22 protein-coding genes are annotated in these 20,242 nt (G+C 45.7%); 11 read left to right on the top strand and 11 right to left on the bottom strand.

Annotation, left to right across the window (positions count from 1 at the left end; all coding sequences use genetic code 11):
• Positions 1-266 precede the first annotated feature (266 nt).
• From QUA45_RS22610 to QUA45_RS22600, 3 genes are all read left to right on the top strand, one after another.
• Positions 267-632 carry a hypothetical protein gene (locus QUA45_RS22610; protein WP_333099518.1) on the top strand — a complete coding sequence of 122 codons (366 nt, stop codon included), beginning with the start codon at positions 267-269 and terminating at the stop codon, positions 630-632.
• Between the two features lie 190 nt (positions 633-822).
• Positions 823-1,026, top strand: coding sequence for a hypothetical protein (locus QUA45_RS22605; RefSeq protein ID WP_333099517.1), 204 nt, complete (start codon positions 823-825; stop codon positions 1,024-1,026).
• A gap of 2 nt (positions 1,027-1,028) precedes the next feature.
• The gene (locus QUA45_RS22600) at positions 1,029-1,151 is read left to right on the top strand and encodes a DUF4351 domain-containing protein (RefSeq protein WP_333099516.1); all 123 of its coding nucleotides are present in this window, start codon (positions 1,029-1,031) and stop codon (positions 1,149-1,151) included.
• Positions 1,152-1,284: 133 nt separating this feature from the next.
• On the opposite strand, the gene QUA45_RS22595 is transcribed toward QUA45_RS22600, so the two are convergent.
• From QUA45_RS22595 to QUA45_RS22575, 5 genes are all read right to left on the bottom strand, one after another.
• Entirely contained in the window at positions 1,285-1,788 is a 504-nt protein-coding gene (locus tag QUA45_RS22595) for a DUF2243 domain-containing protein (protein WP_333099515.1), read from the bottom strand.
• Between the two features lie 18 nt (positions 1,789-1,806).
• Positions 1,807-1,995 (bottom strand): hypothetical protein, encoded by a 189-nt coding sequence (locus tag QUA45_RS22590; RefSeq protein ID WP_333099513.1) that lies wholly within the window; start codon positions 1,993-1,995, stop codon positions 1,807-1,809.
• Between the two features lie 116 nt (positions 1,996-2,111).
• A complete protein-coding gene (locus tag QUA45_RS22585; RefSeq protein WP_333222167.1) occupies positions 2,112-2,594 on the bottom strand; it encodes a hypothetical protein in 483 nt (160 codons plus the stop codon).
• Positions 2,594-3,004: a hypothetical protein gene (locus QUA45_RS22580; protein WP_333099511.1), complete on the bottom strand. Its 411-nt coding sequence runs from the start codon at positions 3,002-3,004 to the stop codon at positions 2,594-2,596. Before QUA45_RS22580 ends, QUA45_RS22585 begins: the two co-directional genes overlap by 1 nt.
• Positions 3,005-3,061: 57 nt before the next feature.
• Positions 3,062-4,348: a serine/threonine-protein kinase gene (locus QUA45_RS22575; protein ID WP_333222166.1), complete on the bottom strand. Its 1,287-nt coding sequence runs from the start codon at positions 4,346-4,348 to the stop codon at positions 3,062-3,064.
• A gap of 294 nt (positions 4,349-4,642) precedes the next feature.
• On the opposite strand from QUA45_RS22575, the gene ispG reads away from it, so the two are divergent.
• The gene (ispG, locus tag QUA45_RS22570) at positions 4,643-5,863 is read left to right on the top strand and encodes a (E)-4-hydroxy-3-methylbut-2-enyl-diphosphate synthase (RefSeq protein WP_015174611.1); all 1,221 of its coding nucleotides are present in this window, start codon (positions 4,643-4,645) and stop codon (positions 5,861-5,863) included.
• A gap of 336 nt (positions 5,864-6,199) precedes the next feature.
• Complete coding sequence (gene ctpC, locus QUA45_RS22565) at positions 6,200-7,555, top strand: carboxyl-terminal processing protease CtpC (RefSeq protein ID WP_333099508.1); 1,356 nt, start codon at positions 6,200-6,202, stop codon at positions 7,553-7,555.
• Positions 7,556-8,077: 522 nt separating this feature from the next.
• On the opposite strand, the gene QUA45_RS22560 is transcribed toward ctpC, so the two are convergent.
• Positions 8,078-8,284, bottom strand: a complete 207-nt coding sequence (locus tag QUA45_RS22560) for a DDE transposase family protein (RefSeq protein ID WP_190733905.1) — start codon at positions 8,282-8,284, stop codon at positions 8,078-8,080.
• A 299-nt stretch (positions 8,285-8,583) separates the two neighbouring features.
• Here QUA45_RS22560 and QUA45_RS22555 point away from each other — a divergent pair, with 299 nt between their 5' ends.
• A complete protein-coding gene (locus QUA45_RS22555) occupies positions 8,584-11,154 on the top strand; it encodes a heavy metal translocating P-type ATPase (protein ID WP_333222165.1) in 2,571 nt (856 codons plus the stop codon).
• Between the two features lie 92 nt (positions 11,155-11,246).
• On the opposite strand, the gene QUA45_RS22550 is transcribed toward QUA45_RS22555, so the two are convergent.
• Complete coding sequence (locus QUA45_RS22550) at positions 11,247-11,594, bottom strand: hypothetical protein (protein ID WP_190659999.1); 348 nt, start codon at positions 11,592-11,594, stop codon at positions 11,247-11,249.
• Between the two features lie 105 nt (positions 11,595-11,699).
• Here QUA45_RS22550 and tmk point away from each other — a divergent pair, with 105 nt between their 5' ends.
• From tmk to QUA45_RS22530, 4 genes are all read left to right on the top strand, one after another.
• The gene (tmk, locus tag QUA45_RS22545; protein WP_333099504.1) at positions 11,700-12,368 is read left to right on the top strand and encodes a dTMP kinase; all 669 of its coding nucleotides are present in this window, start codon (positions 11,700-11,702) and stop codon (positions 12,366-12,368) included.
• Positions 12,369-12,619: 251 nt separating this feature from the next.
• A complete protein-coding gene (locus QUA45_RS22540) occupies positions 12,620-13,582 on the top strand; it encodes a DNA polymerase III subunit delta' (protein ID WP_333099502.1) in 963 nt (320 codons plus the stop codon).
• A 27-nt stretch (positions 13,583-13,609) separates the two neighbouring features.
• A complete protein-coding gene (gene msrA / locus QUA45_RS22535; protein WP_445305341.1) occupies positions 13,610-14,095 on the top strand; it encodes a peptide-methionine (S)-S-oxide reductase MsrA in 486 nt (161 codons plus the stop codon).
• A 566-nt stretch (positions 14,096-14,661) separates the two neighbouring features.
• Positions 14,662-15,498: a metallophosphoesterase gene (locus tag QUA45_RS22530; RefSeq protein ID WP_333076545.1), complete on the top strand. Its 837-nt coding sequence runs from the start codon at positions 14,662-14,664 to the stop codon at positions 15,496-15,498.
• A 160-nt stretch (positions 15,499-15,658) separates the two neighbouring features.
• Here QUA45_RS22530 and rppA read toward each other — a convergent pair whose 3' ends face one another.
• From rppA to QUA45_RS22515, 3 genes are all read right to left on the bottom strand, one after another.
• Complete coding sequence (gene rppA / locus QUA45_RS22525) at positions 15,659-16,345, bottom strand: two-component system response regulator RppA (RefSeq protein WP_333099498.1); 687 nt, start codon at positions 16,343-16,345, stop codon at positions 15,659-15,661.
• Positions 16,346-16,397: 52 nt separating this feature from the next.
• Positions 16,398-17,048, bottom strand: coding sequence for a glutathione S-transferase family protein (locus tag QUA45_RS22520; RefSeq protein WP_333099497.1), 651 nt, complete (start codon positions 17,046-17,048; stop codon positions 16,398-16,400).
• 153 nt (positions 17,049-17,201) lie between these two features.
• Positions 17,202-17,459 (bottom strand): hypothetical protein, encoded by a 258-nt coding sequence (locus QUA45_RS22515; protein ID WP_333066637.1) that lies wholly within the window; start codon positions 17,457-17,459, stop codon positions 17,202-17,204.
• A 198-nt stretch (positions 17,460-17,657) separates the two neighbouring features.
• Between QUA45_RS22515 and hisG the strand changes: the two genes are divergently transcribed.
• Complete coding sequence (gene hisG / locus QUA45_RS22510) at positions 17,658-18,302, top strand: ATP phosphoribosyltransferase (protein ID WP_333099495.1); 645 nt, start codon at positions 17,658-17,660, stop codon at positions 18,300-18,302.
• A 157-nt stretch (positions 18,303-18,459) separates the two neighbouring features.
• Here the strand turns inward: hisG and QUA45_RS22505 are convergent, their stop codons facing one another.
• Positions 18,460-19,917, bottom strand: coding sequence for a response regulator (locus QUA45_RS22505; RefSeq protein WP_333222164.1), 1,458 nt, complete (start codon positions 19,915-19,917; stop codon positions 18,460-18,462).
• Positions 19,918-20,242 lie beyond the last annotated feature (325 nt).

The following is a 20,242-nucleotide window of genomic DNA, read 5'->3' as shown; positions in this document are numbered from 1 at the left end:
GCTGTTTTTATCAACGGGGGATGAGGGCCGCAACTCTCATCCGGTCTAGTTCCTAGCTATCTTTGTCACCCCCCCAGGTATTCGAGACAAAAAAGAACTAAAGGGATTGGGGATATTTTACTTTTCCGAATTGACAGAAGCAGTCTGGGAGGTAAAATAACAGCCAGCATTCGCTCCCAATTACCACTTCCGAATGCTATAATATAAATAGCAGAATTAAAGCCCTGCTGCCAACCCCGCACACAAGGTTATAGGAGTTAAGTCAAATGGCAAACAAACTCCAAGTAAAAACAGAGTCGATCGGCTACAGCGACTTTTACTGGAACCGCTTTAGTCCGAGAGTTGCGACTATCAGCAGTGTCCGCAATGCCAATCACTGGGACGGCGGATTTATCACCTATATTGCATTTCCCACAAAAGTAGAAGCTACAGCAGCAATGAAATATTTGCTCTTGCATCAAAAAGCTGCTGATGTCGATATGCGGAAAGCCAAGCGAATGAAAGCAAAAGGCATTCGGTGGGAACTCAAAATTCGGGGTTTAGCTTTTAATGAAGTGCTGAAGCTTGCGACGATGGATATAACTGGAAAGCTAGTTATGTCGCCGGCAGCTACTACTCAAGCCACAGGCTGATAATTGAAAAACTTCGTAGTTGCGCTAAGGGTGGTAAAGCGCAACTACCAACCTAAAAATCCCTAAAATATTGCATTTTCCTTCTTCCTTCTACAAGATGCGTTTCATCAGCCCCAAAGCAGACTTTGCATACAAAAGAATATTTTGATCTTCCGGACATCCAGAAATTTTAATCAGCTTCCTAAATGCAATGCTGTATAGCGGAGAACCAACCATCCAAGAAATAGAAATCATTGACCTTTATTCAGCAGGAAGCGTTACAGGATTGAAAGACACTTACCTGGATGTCAAAGCCAAGATTGTCGGCAACAAAACCGTGGTTGTGGAACTTCAGGTACTCAACGCCGCCACCAAGGAATCGAACAGGGTAAAATTGAGGGGGAAAGAGGATTAATTATGCGTCCGATCGTGCGGCGGGTGGGTGATGTTAAACTGGAAGTTCAAACTCGCATCCAGGGATTATCTGCGGAACAGTTAGATGATTTGCGAGAAGCTTTTTTGGATTTTAGGAGTCAATAGGATTTGATTGTCTGGTTGGAGTCGGATGCTGGATGAACTGATGAGTTAAAAAGAGACTCAACGGTTGAAACGGTCGAGCCTCATCGCGGATTTTTAACGGGGATTTAGTAGAATTCTCAATCTCTGCATTCATTTAAACTTTAGTATCTGCGGGAACTTCACTCTGTACCAGAGTCCAACCTAACAGCGCTAAAATAAGACCCAGAGCGAGAAATCCTAAATCCCAAGCTAACTCGTTGATACCTGGTTTGACGTGGTGGATTCCCAAAATTTGATGGTCAACAATGCCTTCAACAAAGTCAAACAATCCAGCACCAATTAATATTGAACCCAAAAAAGTAGGAGTTGACAAAGGAACATCTTTGCGCTTCACAGCACTCCACAAACAGAAGATTCCCGCCACTGTTATCAACCAATCCGCAGCGTGAAACAATCCATCTCCGAGGGTATTTAATTCTAGACCGGCAACGGTAGCATCGGTTTTAACGCTGCTAAACATATGGTGCCACTGGAGGAGTTGGTGCAGCACAATGCCGTCAAAAAAGCCGGATTGACCGATACCGAGGAGAATTCCTGCGATAATGAGAGGTCGGCGGTTGTTAACAGCGGTGGCTGGTGAGTTTGTGCGATCGTCCAATAGAAAACCTCAGATGCTTTAACTGCTGAACCCTAGCCTGTGAAGAGAGTTGCAAGTACATTTTTTAGTTTTGCTGGGGAGGAGGGGCGATCGCATCATCCGCGAGAGAGATTTCTGGAGTGAAGTGCGATCGCGCCTTGATTTTTGATGGATGATGGGAAAGTGCGATCGAATCTTGCCTGCAATAACTTCTACAACACCATCCACATACTAATTGATAGTTTTAATTACATTAAACCTCAACATATTTGCATAAAGTCCTGGCTTCAGGAATAGACGAACCAGATTGACGCAACTCTTCTAAATGAAAAACTATTGCTGCTTTAATTTGCTGTTCGACTTCCTCGATTGTTGTTCCTGTTCCTAGGCATGAGGCGCTCTCTGGTAAAATAAGCAGAAGAATTGCTTTCGGATTTCCCGATGGGAATTAAATCTCGATTGTTGTTCCTGTTGCTAGGCATCTGGGTACCTCGGGCAACATAAGCAAAAGATTTGCTTTCTGATTTCCGGAGGGGAATTAAATAAATTGTAATTCTGCTTTGACTATCTGCTTTTGGGTTTGCCAACACCATAGACCCTTCTGGCGTCAATTCCCATCTGTCGCGAGGCGAATTTGTTTCTACATATCGTTTAACCAAGCCATCAACAGCCAGTTTTTTTAAGACAACCATCATGTCAGGTTCTCGCGGTACATCTCTACGGGAAAGTGCACTCGCGAGTTCGTACCAACTCCACTTTCCTTGACCTTTAGCTACTAATTCCAGCAGCACTAATTCAAGCTGGGTTAATTGAGTTAGGTTTTTCATCAAAATTCCTCTACGCTCGGATGAAATAAAACGCCGAATCCTTCTTTTAATTTATAATCTTCCAGAGTAGCTGTGTGAGCATTGTTCCAAAGTTCATAAGCCTCATCCGGGTCAGCGGGTTGTCCAGTTGGGTAGCCAAGCTTTTTATACCTGAGATACTCGCGTAACTCGTGAGTATAAAAGCGTAAATCAACAGGCTCAGCTACAAGGGTTTGGGTGGTGATACCTCTTAACCTTTCAACCATTCTTAGCTCAGCTTCACCAACGGGATTAAATCTGCGAACATGAGCTTCAACTAAGGCAACGCCTTTATCAGTAATTTTAACATTTTGATAAGATAAGTTGAGAATCTTTCCGCCAGCTTTCGAGGGATTGAAGGGTCTGCCACTTATTGCACCTTTTTCTATCATTTTATTCAAGTGGCTTTAATCTATCCGTAGTTAACAAAGTTCTGAAACCTTTAGATGTTAAACTCTACAAGTCTCGACGCGAGAGAAGAGACTTAACAAGCCACAAGCTAACCCCTTACGTCCTCGGCCTGGGAGGTGACCTTCTGGTGCTTTGGTGTTGAATTTGAGATCTCTATAATCCAACCCGTTACTATTCACACGCCAACCTAACCTATCTAGGAATGCTTCCCATATTTTACTATCAAATTCCCTGGTTCCCCCCAGACTTTGATAAATGCGCTTCTGCACCGAAAAGCCGAAGCGCTGATTACTGTATTTTACCCAAAGTTGGTCAATCGTTCGTAAGTCTTCACAGGGGAATCGATCGATATCTTCATCCCTCAGCCAGCCTTCACTTGTTCTATCCGCTACTTCCAGCATTTTTTTTACCGTTTCCAGATCCGCCTCTTTCCATTCTTCGCTAGCCAATAGCCGATCGAGTTGACGATAATCGACTCCTTTTGCTGAAATCAATTTTACAGGTTGTGACATGGTGGCTTGTGGAAGCATAGCCAACCATTGTTGCACTGAGTGAGGCCGATTTGTCACATCCATTTCCATCCCTTTCATAATTGCCTGATGCACCGCATCGCTAATATTAGGATTAATCTCAAACGGCGGCCTTAAAGGATGATTTAAAGCCCTCATAAATGCAGCAGTTGGCGGTGTTCTCGTTAGCAGATAGTATAGCGTTGCCGCCAGAGCATAAACATCTGTGTACTCAGCAAATCTGCCACTTTCTCCGTACTGTTCGGGAGGCGCAAAACCATGTGTTAATCCAAAAGTCATTTGCTGAGTGCGATCTGGAATAAAACCCCGTGCCAAACCAAAATCAATCAAAACAGCATCTTGATTGTCACGCACCATAATGTTTGGTGGCTTGATATCCCGATGTAATAAACCTTTTTCGTGAACTACTATTACGGCTTCTCCTGCTTTGCGGATGTAATTTAAAGCTTCAGTTTCTGACAAAATACCGCGCCTTTCCACCCATTTCCACAAATCTTCTCCTGCCACATATTCCATCGCAATACAAGGCAAATCACCGTCAATGAAATAGGTGTCTATTTGCACAATATTTGGATGCCTGCACAAAGATAGCAGTAGTGCCTCTTGCAGGAATCTTTCCCGATACCGGGCAAAATCTGGATCGCTCAATAATTCATCTTTCAGCGTTTTGATGACAACCGGCTGCCTGTTTTGCGCCTTCTGCGCTAGGTAGGTGATGCCAAAGCCGCCCTCACCTAACTTGCGTTCAATAATATACCGATCGCCATTTAACCCCTGCCCCGGTGTCCAAACCATTCTCCTCACCGCCAACCAATATTAATTTTAATCTCGGCATAGCCTGTATTTTAACTGTATTTTTTAGGTTGGGTTTAGTTCCACCAGCCCAACTTCAGTTAGCCTTCCCGGTGATGGTTGGCTTTTAGTTCGATCGCCCTTTTCCGACATAATTCGATCGACAAATTCGCAGCAATCTCATTAAGAATCATAAATCGTAAAACCTCTTTGTCCAAACAGACCCTTTCTATGGCAACCTGAAAAACAGCAGACACATTTTTATAGACCTTAGTAACAAAACTCTACCAACCAGTTATGCAAACTCTGCCGAACCCCACTAAAACCGCATCTAGCCAACCGATTTTCGACACCACCATCAAACGCCGCAAAACCCGGCCCGTCAAAGTCGGTAGCGTCACCATCGGCGGCGGCAACCCCGTCGTCGTACAGTCGATGATTAACGAAGACACCCTCGACATCGACGGTTCAGTCGCCGGAATTCGGCGCTTGCACGAGATTGGCTGCGAAATCGTCCGCGTCACCGTGCCCAGCATGGCCCACGCCAAAGCTTTAGCCGAAATCAAGCAAAAACTGCACGCCACCTATCAACCCGTGCCCCTCGTGGCCGATGTCCACCACAACGGTATGAAAATTGCCCTGGAAGTGGCGAAACACGTAGACAAAGTGAGAATCAATCCGGGACTTTACGTGTTCGAGAAGCCGAAAGCCGACAGAACCGAATACACCGACGCCGAATTCGCGGAAATTGGCGAAAAAATCCGCGAAACCCTGGAACCTCTGGTGATTTCCCTGCGCGACCAAGGCAAAGCTTTGCGAATCGGCGTCAATCACGGTTCCCTCGCCGAACGGATGCTTTTTACCTATGGCGACACCCCCGAAGGCATGGTGGAATCGGCCCTGGAATTCATCAAAATTTGCGAATCCCTCGACTTCCGAAATATCGTACTTTCCCTGAAAGCCTCCCGCGCGCCCGTGATGGTGGCTGCTTACCGCTTGATGGTGCACCGGATGGACGAACTCGGCATGGATTACCCGCTGCATCTCGGCGTCACGGAAGCTGGAGACGGCGAATACGGCCGCATCAAATCCACCGCAGGCCTGGCACCTTTGTTAGCTGACGGCATCGGCGACACCATCCGCGTCTCGCTGACAGAGGCCCCAGAAAAGGAGATTCCCGTTTGCTACAGCATTCTGCAAGCCTTGGGACTGCGGAAAACGATGGTTGAGTATGTCGCTTGTCCTTCCTGCGGTCGCACTTTGTTTAATTTAGAGGAAGTGTTACACAAAGTGAGAGAGGCGACGAAGCATCTCACGGGTTTGGATATAGCAGTAATGGGCTGTATTGTCAATGGTCCGGGAGAAATGGCTGATGCTGATTACGGCTACGTCGGGAAGCAACCGGGTTATATTTCGTTGTACCGGGGCCGGGAAGAAATTAAGAAAGTGCCGGAAGACCGAGGCGTGGCAGAATTGATTGACTTGATTAAATCGGACGATCGCTGGGTCGATCCTTAATAGCTGTCGTTAGCGCAGCCCTCGGAGAGGATTGTCCCTAATGCGTGTTTTTAAACCCGGAGATCCCCCCTAACCCCCCTTAGTAAGGGGGGGACAAGAGCGCTCAAAGTCCTTGTTAAGGGGGGACAATAACGCTCTAAGTCCCCCTTCTTAAGGGGGATTTAGGGGGATCGAGACTTTGATACAAACGAAAGAGATAGAGGGTTTCAGTCTTAAGTTGACACCGCAGAACTCGGCAAAGTGGAATAATATATGTACGCCAAACGCGAGCCGGCCTTGCCTGTGTTAGATTGAGCGTAATTATTCTGAACTCTTTTCCTCCCGCGCGTCAGACAAATGGTTATAACAAAACGAGGGCTTGTTCTAAGTGCAGCAGCAGTGGTACTCACTGCTGTAACTCTTGCGAACACTGGTTGCAGTTCTAAATCTCTGGCTTCTTTTCGGGGAAGCCCTAAAGAGTTGGTTGATGAAGTTTGGCAAATTATTGACAAAAGTTATGTAGATGGCACTTTTAACCAGGTTGACTGGAAAGCGGTGCGGAATGATTATTTGAACCGGACTTATACCAGCGACGAGGAAGCTTACAAAGCAATTCGGGAAATGCTGAAGAAGCTGGACGATCCTTATACGCGGTTTATGGACCCTCAAGAGTTCAGAAATATGCAGGTTGACACTTCTGGGGAACTGACAGGAGTTGGGATTCAGTTGACTCAAGATGAGGAAACCAAAAAGTTGGTGGTGATTTCGCCGATCGAAGATACCCCTGCTTTTACTGCTGGTATTCTGGCAAAAGATATTATTACTAAGATTGACGGCAAGAGCACCGAAGGCATGGATACGAATCAAGCGGTAAGTTTGATTCGCGGCCAGGTGAATACTGAAGTGACGCTGACAATTTTGCGGGGAAGCAAGGAATTAGAATTTAAGCTGAAACGCGCTAAAATTGAAATTCATCCTGTGCGGCAGTCGGTGCAGAAAACTCCCATCGGAGAAGTCGGCTATATTCGCTTAAATCAGTTCAGTGCGAATGCTGCATCGGAAATGCGATCGGCAATTAAGGAGTTGGAACAGAAAAAGGTAACGGGCTATATTTTAGACTTGCGTTCCAATCCCGGCGGGTTGCTGTACGGAAGTATTGAAATTGCTCGGATGTGGCTCAAAGAAGGTACGATCGTCTCAACGGTCGATCGAGTCGGTGAAGCCGATAAACAAACGGCAAACAAGGCAGAGCTCACAGACAAACCGCTAGTTGTGCTGGTAGACGGCGGTTCCGCAAGTGCTAGCGAGATTCTATCCGGTGCTTTGCAAGACAACAAACGCGCGGTTTTGGTGGGAACAAAGACGTTTGGTAAAGGTTTAGTTCAGTCAGTACGCGGCGTGGGAAATGGTGCCGGTTTGGCGGTGACAATTGCCAAGTATTTTACTCCCAACGGCACTGATATCAACCACGCCGGGATTGAACCGGATTTTAAGGTAGAACTCACCGACGCTCAAAAACAGGAATTGAGGCGCGATCGCGATAAAATTGCTACGACGGCCGATCCCCAGTACGCGAAAGCTATGGAAGTTTTGACACAGCAAGTTACTGGTAAAACAGGGAACAATAAGGCGGAGTCGAAACCGAATGCAGCGCCCCCTAAACCGAATGCGGCGCAAGCAAAACCGAGTGCAGCACCTTCTAAATCTAGGTAGAAAACCTGTGTAGGGTTTCAGTTAAAAAAAGCATTCGGGGGAAGATTTACGGCTAAAAGCCCAGATTTTAAACTCGAATGCTTCGCTATTTTTTGCAATCCGTCATTGCGAGTCAATCGATTTTAGATTTTAGATTTTAGATTGAAGCATTGACCCCAGGGATAAATTCGGGACACAAGTTTCATCGGATACAGGTTTTTTATTTCTGGACGGATGAATCCGGGGGCTTGTATCCTGGATGCTTTCGGTCATCTCAAGTCCGGTGGCATCGTCGGGCGTAAAATTCCGTCAACAGTCAACAATCCCGGACGGTGCCACCGGCATTGATCTAATTCATCTGCGTTAATCTGTGTTGCATCTGCCTTCATCTGCGGTTAAAAAAGATAATTTATTCACTGCAGATGATAATGGATTGACGCTGATTCACGCAGATGATGACAAGAGAGATATCAAGAATTCCGATGCTAACAGATTTGAGATCGCGTTAGCTTTCGCGATGCGGAGGAAAGTAATAGTAATTCGTCATTGCGGTTGGCATTTGCCGGCGCGAATTAATCCGATGCGGCGGGCGATGGCATCTTCGGCAGAATCGTAAGGGCCCCACTTTTCAATAATACTGGGGTTTTGTTCTTCAAGTTGCGCGATCCTCTGCGAGGGCTCCGCCAACGGCAAAATTTCGCAATTACCCGCAGGACGTTTGACAATATAAAATTTTGGTGTTTCTGTCATAGCTAAATTCGTCAAATAAAAGCTGGATACTAACTAGGCAATTGGCTCATTATATCAAATAGCGAAACGGCAATGCCGTGTCCCAAGTGTGTCTTAGCATTAAACTCGCCGTCCTACAGTAGTTGAAACCCCTCCCCGACTGCGGATTTAACCGCCTGCAACTAATAAGAATTAAAAAAAACTAACACTTTGGGAAGATGCCACAATCTTTATTTATGATAAATATATAGACATTTGTCTAAACAGTGCATTAAACCCTTTCTGAAGTGGCTAAATATTCTAATCAATACCAAAAAACCATGCAATTTCTACCCAAAACAATCCCCGAAATTCAACCAGAAATCATATCAGTTAAAGAATCACCGCCAGAACTTGTTACTTTCGATGTCGGCGGGATGAAATGTGCCGGCTGCGCGAAAGCTGTGGAACGCCAACTCATGCAATATTCAGGCGTAATTTCAGCTTGCGTTAACTTAGCCGTAGAAGTTGCCACGGTTGAGTGTCAACCGGGGACTGTCGATGCAGAGGCTTTAGCGAAAAAGTTGACTGATAATGGATTTCCCTCTCAGTCTCGTTTAGGTGAAAATCAGCGGGAAGCAGAAGCGGCAACAATTGAACGGCGACAGCAAGAAATTCGACAGCAAATCAAGCAATTGACGATCGCCCTAATCCTAATTATTTTATCCGGTTTAGGTCACGTACTCGGCACAAAAGCCCCAATTCTCAGCAATATTTGGTTTCACTGGGGACTCGCCACCCTAGCTTTGCTGCTACCGGGCCGTTCGATTATTGTTGACGGGTGCCGCAGTTTGTGGCGAAATGCACCCAATATGAATACTTTGGTAGCTTTAGGCGCTGTCACAGCTTACACCGCTAGCAACGCGGCGCTGCTGTTTCCACGGATGGGATGGGAATGTTTTTTTGACGAACCGGTGATGCTGCTTGGCTTTATTTTGTTGGGCAAAACTCTCGAACAGCAAGCCAGACGCCGCGCTGCATCAGCTTTACAAGCTTTAATCGCATTGCAACCGGCAAAAGCCCGCTTAGTTGATTTTAAACTTTCGAGTTTAGATTTGCGATCGCAAGAATTGCCTTTAAACTCGACATCAGAGGTCTACGATCCACAATACATAGAAATTCCCGCCGATCGCGTCCGAGTCGGAGAATGGCTGCAAGTTTTGCCCGGAGAAAAAATACCCGTAGACGGCGAAATTTGCGAAGGTAAAACAACCATAGATGAGTCGATGCTGACTGGTGAATCGCTGCCGGTTTTGAAGCAGCCAGGAGATACAGTTGCGGCGGGAACTATCAATAAATCCGGGGCAATTGTAATGCGCGCAACTCGCACCGGTAAGGAAACAACTGTAGCTCAAATGGTGGCTTTGGTGCAGGCAGCCCAAACTCGCAAAGCGCCGATTCAAAATTTAGCTGATACTGTCGCGGGATATTTTGTCTATGGGGTAATGGCGATATCGGTTTTAACTTTCCTATTTTGGTATTTTGCCGGGACTCATATTTGGCCTTCTGTGCTTTTAGGACACGGGGCGATGGATATGGGACACGGGGCAATGAATATGGGAAATGAATTGCCAATTATCCATTATCAATCGCCTTTGCTCTTAAGTTTGAAATTGGCGATCGCCGTTTTAGTCATTGCTTGTCCTTGCGCTTTGGGACTGGCTACCCCAACTGCAATTTTAGTCGGTTCTGGCATCGGGGCGGAGCGCGGACTTTTAATTCGCGGTGGTGATGTTTTAGAACGGGTGCATCAATTAGATACGGTGGTTTTTGACAAGACGGGCACTCTGACAACCGGAAATCTCACACTCACAGATTATTTGCCGATTTTCCAGAATTCGGAGTGGGATTTGAACTCAGATATTAATGTTGGTAACAAACAAGATGTTTGTTCCACAATTGAGGGAGTTTCTGGTAACAGCCAAGATGCCTGTTCCACAATTGAGGGAGTTTCTGGTAACAGCCAAGATGCCTGTTCCACAATTGACTCAAAACTGCTGCAAATTGCGGCGGCGGTGGAAAGGGGCGCTTCTCATCCCATCGCCGCAGCGATTTTGCTGGAAGCTCAACAGCAAGGTTTGCCACTGCTAGCTGCTGAGGATTTCTGCACGGAACCTGGTTTCGGGGTTTCTGCTGTGGTGGAGGGCCGGCGGGTGTTCGCGGGGAATGCTGAGTGGATGAAGAAGCAGGGGGTCGCTGTGGCGACGGAATTGTCGGGGTCTTTGCAAGGCAAAACGGCGGTTTACGTGGCTTCTGGGGGCGTTTTGCTGGGGGTAATCGGGCTAAAAGATACTCTGAGGCCGGATGCTAAGGCGGCGGTGGAACGTTTGCGGGGCATGGGATTGCGGGTGATGATGCTGACGGGGGATACGGCGTCTGCGGCGGCGACGACGGCGCAGCAGCTAGATTTGGCGACGGCTGATGTTTTGGCCGAGGTGCGGCCGGAGGGGAAGGCGAGGGCGATCGCGGCTTTGCAAGCCCAAGGCTGTAAAGTGGCTGTGGTGGGGGATGGTATCAATGACGCGCCGGCTTTGGCTCAAGCTGATGTCGGTATCGGTTTGCACTGCGGCACTGATGTCGCAGTTGAGACTGCTCAAATTGTGCTGATGCGAAATGCTTTGATGGATGTTGTTGAGTCGATCGAGCTGGGGCGCGCTACTTTTAATAAGATTCGCCAAAATTTATTTTGGGCTTTTGGTTACAATACTCTGGGAATTCCGGTTGCAGCGGGTCTTTTGCTGCCTGCAACCGGAATTCTACTAAGTCCTGCGGCGGCCGGAGCATTTATGGCGTTTAGTTCTGTTAGCGTGGTTACAAATTCTTTGTTTTTGCGCCGGGGATTTAGAACTTAAATTTAGGGATTGCATATAAAAGTCAGAGGTCATTGGTCATTAGCCACCAACTAATGACTAATGACTAATGAGTGAGGACTAATGACTGATGGCTACAGTGCCATACTTTCCAAGAGTCGCCAGTTATTGTTGTTCATAATTGAACGACTAACTAGCTCGAACATTTGACGGCAGTGGTTGTTGGTTTGCAGGGGCAGTTCCTCGTTTTTAATCACGAAGTTCATGCGAACCTCTGAGTCGCTAGCCGTGTTTTTCTCAATTAGGACTTCTGCGGTGACAAGTTTGGCAATGGAAACTTGACCGGGAAGCTCGCGAGCCATGACGGAATCTCCTGTATTGTAGATAATATCAAGATTGCATGACTCTAAAATTTCAATCAGGGACTGACGGAGACGGTCGATCGGAACGGCAACGATAAAAAAACCAGTATAGCGAGCCATAGACAACTCCAGCCGTGAGGCATTTAGACTTTATTATCATACCGAACCTAGAAGAGATGAACAGAACAATATGGATTTATTTTATTCCGGTGGGAAGTTAGGGCAATGAAGGGCAAACTTATCGTGTTTGAGGGGGTTGAAGGTGCGGGTAAAACTACGCAAATGCAGCGGCTGATAGATTGGTTGCAAGCAAGTTGCTTTCTGACAGTCCGGTTGGTGGCGACTCGCGAACCGGGGGGTACTGAGTTGGGAAGGGGACTGCGACATTTGCTGCTAAAACAAGATTCGGGAGAATTGGTATGCGATCGAGCAGAATTAATGATGTATGCTGCCGATCGCGCTCAGCACGTTGAAACTTTTCTCAAACCCGAGTTATCGAAGGGAACGATTGTTTTATGCGATCGCTTTACTGACTCTACGATTGCTTATCAGGGCTACGGCCGCGGTCTTAAGTTAAATTTAATTAAGCAGTTGAATGAAATTGCCACCGGCGGCTTGGAAAGCGATCTGACTTTGTGGCTCGATATTAATGTGGAGATGGGTTTGGCGAGGGTAAGGGATCGGGGAGGGTGCGATCGGATCGAGCAAGCTGATTTGAAGTTTCACCGCCTTGTGCAGCAAGGTTTTGCGGAGTTAGCCGAGGAAAATAAATCTCGAATTGTCCGGATAAATGCCGATCGCCCTGAATATGAAGTCGCTCAGGAAATCCAAACTATTGTAACTCGCAGGTTAGAAGCTTGGGGATATTTAAATAATACCTCTTCTGAAAATTAGGGTTACATCATATCTAGAAACACTACAATGCCGTACCCTGCTCCAGGAACTTACAACTTAACATTGTTAACTCAAAACAATTATTGAGCCGTCCATTAAACCAAAATAACCTTTTTGTATTATAGCAACCACCACCGACGCTTAAGATGTTCTTAATTGGTGACACCCTAGATTTTATTCCTTCATCCTTCTTCCTGATATCCGTTACATCCCTTACATAATACGTTGCCGAACTTCCTTCTTCCGCAAACATGAATTATTTCACATCATTAATCGGACAAGAGCGACCAGTAGAATTGCTAACACAAGCAGTCGAGCGAAACCGAATTGCTCCTGGTTATTTATTTGTCGGCTCTAACGGCATCGGCAAAAGTTTAGCTGCTCAGTCTTTCATCGAGCTTTTATTCTCAGCCAATCTTGCCGAAACCCGATTAATAGCCTCCGTGCAAAATCGCGTGAGGCAGCGAAATCATCCAGACTTGCTCTGGGTAGAACCAACTTACATGAACCAAGGTAAACGGCTTACGCCAAAGGAAGCAGAGGAAGCCGGTTTAAAGCGGAAAGCACCGCCACAAATTCGCTTAGAACAAGTTCGAGAAATCGGTGAATTTCTCAGCCGACCACCGCTAGAAGCTGGGCGTTCAGTCGTAGTTTTGGAACAAGCAGAAACAATGGGTGAGGGAGCCGCTAACGGCTTGCTGAAAACATTGGAAGAACCGGGAAAAGCAGCGCTAATTTTAATTGCTCCGACAGTGGAAGCTTTGCTGCCAACTTTGATTTCCCGCTGTCAAAAAATCCAGTTTTCTCGGCTGAATACCCAAGCAATGGCACAAGTTTTGCAGCAAGCCGGATTCGCGGAGATTTTGGATCGTCCGGAGGTACTGGGGATGGCTCAGGGCAGTCCTGGGGAGGCAATTGCTATTTGGCAGCAACTGCAATCAATGCCAGAGGATTTGCTGCAAAAGGTGAAGCAGTTACCTCAAAATCTGGGGTCTGCTTTGGAATTGGCCAAGGAAATTGATAAAACTTTAGATACTGAATCTCAGTTGTGGTTAATCGATTATTTACAGCACTGTTACTGGCAACAATTTTTGGCAGGGAGAATTAGTCGATCGCCCTTAGAGCCCTTGGAAAAAGCACGACAATATTTGCTAAACTACGTACAACCGCGATTGGTTTGGGAATGCACGCTAATGGGAATATGTCAAGCATAACCTAGTGCCGAGTTTGAGCGCAATACGATGAGTAACACGATGGAAAAAGCCACATTTGCAGCAGGTTGTTTTTGGGGAGTTGAACACAAGTTTCGCGCCGTTGTGGGTGTAGTCTCGACTGCTGCGGGCTACACCGGAGGTCACTGGCCGAACCCGTGCTACCTGGATGTTTGCGCCAGAGTCACGGGTCACGCTGAATCTGTGCTGGTAGAGTACGATCGATCGCAGGTGAGTTACGAAGCACTGCTAGATGTATTTTGGAACTGTCACGATCCTACCCAAATCAATCGCCAAGGCCCCGACAGAGGCGAACAGTACAGGTCTGTAATTTTTTATCACAATTGGGAACAAGAAAAAGCCGCTCGCGCCTCCAAAAAAAAATTGCAAACTTCCGGTAAATACGACAAAGATATTGCCACCGAAATCAAACCTGCTGCTGAATTTTATATGGCAGAGGATTACCACCAGCAATATATTGAGAAGAAGCGAAATTTGTCAAATTTTATTAGTTAAAAAGTAGGCAGACGCGACCCCAAATAAAAGATTTTACGGGCGGCTAAGGCAATAATATAAACGAGCGACAGTTTATTATTAATGCAAAACCCAGTCTCCCCCAAGCCATGTTTATTTCCACCTACTCAGTAATAAATCATTAGTGATGAGATAGTGTTTGCTAGGGGCAATCACCCCTTGTAAGCCTATGCGATATGCGAGATAAATTTCAGATTGGACAATTGCTAAAAGAATATAGATTCGGTTTTGGAATGCGAGTCTGAGGAGGATTGATAGCGTTTTAAACAGATTGTTACGCAAGTCATAATATTATAAAAATGCTGTAGTAGTTGGGGACGTAAGACCCAACAATTTTGCAATAAATCCTAAAGAAAGATTGGGGATTTAGGTTTCAATTCTCTTGACTTAATACCACTTTTTGCATCTATAATTGTAGTCATTAGTCAGCAATTATTAGTCATTAGTCTGATGACAGGGGGAAAAGGGAAGAATATCTACTTTTGCAGTCTTGCCTGTTTATTTGCTAAGCTAGAGGTGGCGCTCTGTCATCAATAAACCTTAGATTTATGCACAGGTTATTAACTGGGAAACTGCGAATAGAGTATTTAACAATACCAATCGCTAATCTTCCAGCAAATCTATCCGGTACTAAAATTGTACAGCTTACTGACTTTCACTATGACGGGGTTCGGCTGTCGGAATGGTTGCTAGAAAAGGCGATTGCTGCAGCTAATGAAGCTGAACCCGACATGATTTTTTTAACCGGTGACTTTATTACCTACGATCCCGCACCTATTTACACCTTAGTGGAGCGATTGAAAAACTTGCACAGTCGGGTGGGAATTTACGCGGTTTTGGGCAATCACGACCACTATTGGCCGGGAGCAAAGAAAGAGGTTGCTAATGCTTTAAATAGCGTCGGGATTCGGGTTTTGTACAACGAAGCAATCTATCCCTTGGGGCCCCAATTGGCTTTAGTTGGGCTAGCAGATTTTTGGTCGGGCGATTTTGCGCCTAAACCTGTAATGGCATCAATAAATCCCGCCATTTCTCGGATTGTATTGTCTCACAATCCTGATACTGCTGAAAAGCTGCAAAATTGGCGGATTGATTTACAGTTGTCTGGGCACACTCACGGCGGTCAAATAGTTATTCCTGGTATCGGCCCTTTGTACGCTTGGGTGAGAAAAATTGGCTATTTGATTCCTAAACGAATCCGAAAGTTCATTCCTTATCTTTCGGCTTGCGATCGAGTAGTTACTCACTGGGAATGGGCTAGCGGTTTGCATCAGGTTGGGAGTAATTTGCTGTACGTGAATCGGGGTTTGGGAACTTATTCGCCGGGAAGGCTATTTTGTCCCCCGGAGGTGACCGTAATTACTTTGGTTTGTCAAGATATGTAAGGGCGGGTTTAGGGTGCACACTTTCCCGATAATAGATAATATAGCAGAGGGAAAAAAGAAGAAGGAAGTTCGGCAACGAGCACTGTACAAGATGTAATGGATGTCAGGGAGAAGGAAGAGGGAAGAAGCAAGAAGGTTTTTTGTACAATGTCTATTATTTTTAATTTGCTTCTCCAAAGCGATAGCCTCTGCCGTAGACTGTTTGGATTAGCACAGATTCACCCGGTGCTTCTATTTTGCGCCGCAGCAGGCGAATTTGAGCGGCTAATACATTGCTGCTGGGTTTTTCGGTTTCAGTCCATAAATACTGGTGTATTTGTTCGTGTGTTAGCAATTGACCGGGGTGGCGCATTAAGTATTCTAATAACTGACATTCTTTTTCTGATAAATCAATTGTGCGATCGCCCCGATAAGCTAATTGATTGTCGTAGTCTAGCTGTAAATCTGCAACTTGCAGCCGTCCGACAGCAACCTCGGCATCAAAAGTAGGAGGCCGCCGCAGCAATGCGCGGACTCTGGCTAGCAGTTCTCGCAGTTCAAAAGGTTTGACTAAATAGTCGTCTGCACCGGCGTCGAGTCCTTGTACGCGATCGTCTACGGTATCTTTGGCGGTGAGAAATAGCACTGGCGTACTCCTTCCTTGCGATCGCAACTTCTGGCAAATTGCCAGTCCGGTTTGTCTCGGCAGCATCCAATCCAAAATTAGCAAATCGTAATTTCCCTGCATTGCTAAATTGCTGCCACTTGCTCCGTCAAATGCCACATCAACTGTATAACCTTCGCGGGTTAAGACTCGACTCAAAGGGTCAGTTAACTCAACTTCATCATCAACTAAAAGAATCCGCATCCTGATTTCAAATTTGAGATTTGAGATTTTAGGTTAAGTAAACTGATTTTTCCTAGATTTTAATGTGTGGAATACTTTCCGTTTCGCTGCAAGCTGCTGCTATCCATTCCTCGATGGCAGGCAAGGCCAAAATCGCATCTGCATAAGCTTTTGCTACTGAATCTAATTTGACTCCGTAGGTGACAAAACGCATGACAACGGGGGCAAACATAGCGTCAACAATTGTGAATTTTCCGAACAGCATATTGCCACCTGTCCCGAATTTTTGGCGGCATTCGCGCCAAATGGTAAAGATGCGATCGATATCTGCTTCGACACCGGCAGTCATCCCTTCTCCCGGATAGCGGTTGCGGCAGTCCATCGGCATATTTTCGCGCAAATTTTGGAACCCCGCGTGCATTTCGGCGGCAATGGAACGGGCGATCGCCCGTTCCGCTACATCTGTCGGCCACAAATCATTTGCAAAGCGATCTGCAACGTATTCGCAAATTGCTAAAGATTCCCACACTTTTAAGTCGCCGTCGATTAAAACTGGCACTTTTCCCGAGGGAGAATAGCGCCGAATTTCTTCATTGGTTGTCGGCCAGTCTAAGGGGATTCTCACCTCGGCAAATTCCAGTCCAGCTTGTTTCATCGCCAGCCAAGCGCGCAGCGACCAAGAGGAATAATTTTTGTTGCCGATTACCAGAGTCAATTTCGTCATAGTTTAGCTTTCAGCTATTTGCAATCGCCAGTTAAATTCTAATTTTTAGACTTGAATACACAAAGGCGTGATACACAATGACGATCCTCTTCGAGGGCTTCGCTAACGGGCGCTCTGCCCGTTTTCTGCACCAGCCTCTGCAAGCATTTTACATTAACAGCCTCCCACCGTTCCGCGTTTTTCTGCAAACTGCGATCGGGGGGCGCGATCGAACACGCTTGATTGCACATGGAGCGAGAAGCCTCTGTCCCTGGGAACGCTAGCCTGGTTAGCGCTCGGTACAGCTACTGTATAGTCCATTTCCTCCCGCTCTACACCACCGCCTGAGAGGATTTCATCTACTGTAATCTTTTTCAGGGAATCCGGGTCTACACTGTGAAAATTTTCGTCAAATTCTTGATGGTTTTCCATACCGACCGCCGTTTAAAAAATTGACTCAATAAAAAATTACTAAATATAATATATCCTCAAACAATGGATCGAGCAATACCCGAAATTTATTTTTCGCTCTGAACTCTATGTGTTATTCTGAGTTTGGTAAAAGCTGTTTCTGCTTATGCCGCGATCGCCCCCTTTCCAAATTAAGAAATTTACCCTCTAAAAATTGACATGATTACTGTTGCACTTCCCAAAGGCGGATTGTTAGGAGATAGCATTCGGCTGTTTAAATCGGTTGGATTAGACTTCAGTGCTTTTCTCGATTCCTCTAACCGACAACTTCAAATTTATGACCCTACAGGCACTGCCAAAGCTTTGCTAGTAAGGACGCATGACGTACCGGTTTATGTGGAATACGGTCAAGCAGATTTGGGAATTGCTGGCTATGATGTTTTGCGGGAAAAAAAGCCGAAAGTTGCCAATTTAATTGATTTAAAATTTGGCAAGTGTCGGCTGTCGGTGGCAGTGAAAGAATCTAGTTCTTACCGACGAACGGTGGATTTGCCTCCTCACGGTAGAGTTGCTTCTAAGTTCGTACACTGTGCAAGAGAATATTTTCACAATTTGAATTTGCCGGTGGAAATTGTGCCGCTTTACGGTTCTGTGGAGTTGGGGCCGATTACGGGTATGTCTGAGGCTATTGTGGATTTGGTTTCGACTGGCAAAACTTTGCGAGAAAATGGTTTGGTGGAAATTGATGTTTTGTTTGAAAGTTCAGCTTATTTGATCGGTCATCCTCTGAGTTACCGTTTGAATGCTGGAGGTGTGAATGAGTTGATCGAGAAGTTGAGAGAGCAAGTTTTGACTGCTGTTTGATGCTAACTCCAATTAGAGTAGACTTATTGCATAAATCTTTCATTAATAGGGAAAGCACAGACGCAACGTAGATGCAATGCAGGATAGTTAGCAACTTTTGCAATAGGTCTAAACTATTGTGGGCTGGGCACGCCAGCCCGCCCTAAAAGTTAAATCTTTATGAAGTGCTACTCGCAGGTATAAAACCTAGTTTTTCCTGGCAGCGATTTATATAAAAACGGACGACTGTATCAGCAGGGTTTTGTTCGATTAGTTGCTGAAAATATCCCAAGGCGGCGACAAATCTTTCGGATTGCCATCCTTTAATTCCTTTGTCAAATAAACCCTGGGTAAGCTGCTTTGCCTCCGAGTCGGGACAGGAGGCACTCCAGATTTCGTAGATTTCAATAGCTCCCTGCTTGCCGCGCGGCGTGACTCGATCGATCCAGCGATAGTAATAATTGTTGCTGGGCAAATGGCTGTCAGCAGCAGTCGCCCCAAAAGTAGAAATAATACTCTCCTGTGTTTCCCCTTCTAAGTCGCACTTTAATAATAGACTTTCTTTTGAGTGGGAGTTGGAACTTATGCCATTTAGAAATTCTCTCGCATGAACAATGGCATTTTCGCTAACAATAATTTGGCAACCGTATATTTTAGTTAAATTTTCTAACCGAGAAGCTGTATTTACCACATCGCCGATGACTGTAGAGTCCATGCGGCGATCGGAACCTAAAGTGCCGATCATGCCGATACCTGTGTTAATTCCTGTACCAATATTGACTGGAGATTCTAAATTGTATTTGTGGCGACTGGCATTAAATTCTTGCAAAGTTTCTTGCATTGCTACTGCGGCTTCTATCGCATCCATGGCGTGAGAATTGGGCTTGTCAAATACTGCCATGATTGCATCGCCTAGGTATTTGTCAATAAACCCGCTGTGAGAGGTTATGCACTCGTTCATTTTAGTAAAAAAAGCGTTCAACCATTCAAAAGTCTCGCGAGCTTGTTGAGATTCGGCGATCGTAGTAAACCCGCGAATGTCACAGAATAAAACAGTCAGCTCTTCTTCTGTGGCATTGCCCAACTGAATAGATTCTATTCCTTGCGGCGCAATTCGCTCGAGAATTTGCTCTGGCACAAATAGCTGAAATTTTTCTGAAAGATATTCGTTTGCTTCCCAAGCTGCGGCGATTTGGCGTTTGCTTTGCTCTTTTACCTGCTGGTTGAATTGGGAAGATACAGCTTGCGATCGCATTTGACTCAACTGCAAAATATTTTCCACTTTTGCCAGAAGCAAGCGACTGTTAAAAGGCTTTGTTAAATAATCATCGGCCATCATTTCTAACCCTTTGATGCGAGAGGTATCGTCATCGAGGGCAGTTAAAAAAATCACCGGTACAGTTTGCAATGCCGTATCCTTCCGCAGGATCTCGCACACATCAAAACCGTCCATCTCCGGCATCATAATATCTAGTAAAATTAAATCGGGTCGAGAGGCGCGGGCAAGGGAGAGCGCTTCATGACCAGATAGCGCTGATACTGTAGCGTATCCTTTCATGAGCAATAACTCTTCCAGTAAAATCAGATTAGCTGGCTCGTCATCAACCAACATGATGCAGGGCGACTTGTTTGACATGGAATACGATCTAATATATTGAATTTAGCTCGGGAGTTGCGCGTGGAGAAGCTCGAAAACTGGTTGATGCGTATATTTCTCGTTACTAAACTCGATATTTTTCGTAGGAACCGGCTTTCGGAGGCAAGTGCGGGCAAGTCATATACATATTTATCTACTCTTGAGTTTAACCTTTGTTGTTATCAATTATCCTAAATGGCAGTGCTGGAACTGCAAATAATTATTGTTAGCCCAGAAAAGAACGGACAGTAGCGATCGTCAAATTCAGATCCAGCGGCTTACTCAAATAACCACAAGCGCCAGCTTCCAAACATCGATCGCGATC

Source organism: Microcoleus sp. Pol12A5 (assembly GCF_036701435.1).
In the GTDB taxonomy this organism is placed as follows: domain Bacteria; phylum Cyanobacteriota; class Cyanobacteriia; order Cyanobacteriales; family Microcoleaceae; genus Microcoleus.
The sequence above is the reverse complement of the archived record's forward strand: the minus strand, read 5'-3'. Positions and strand labels throughout refer to the sequence as shown.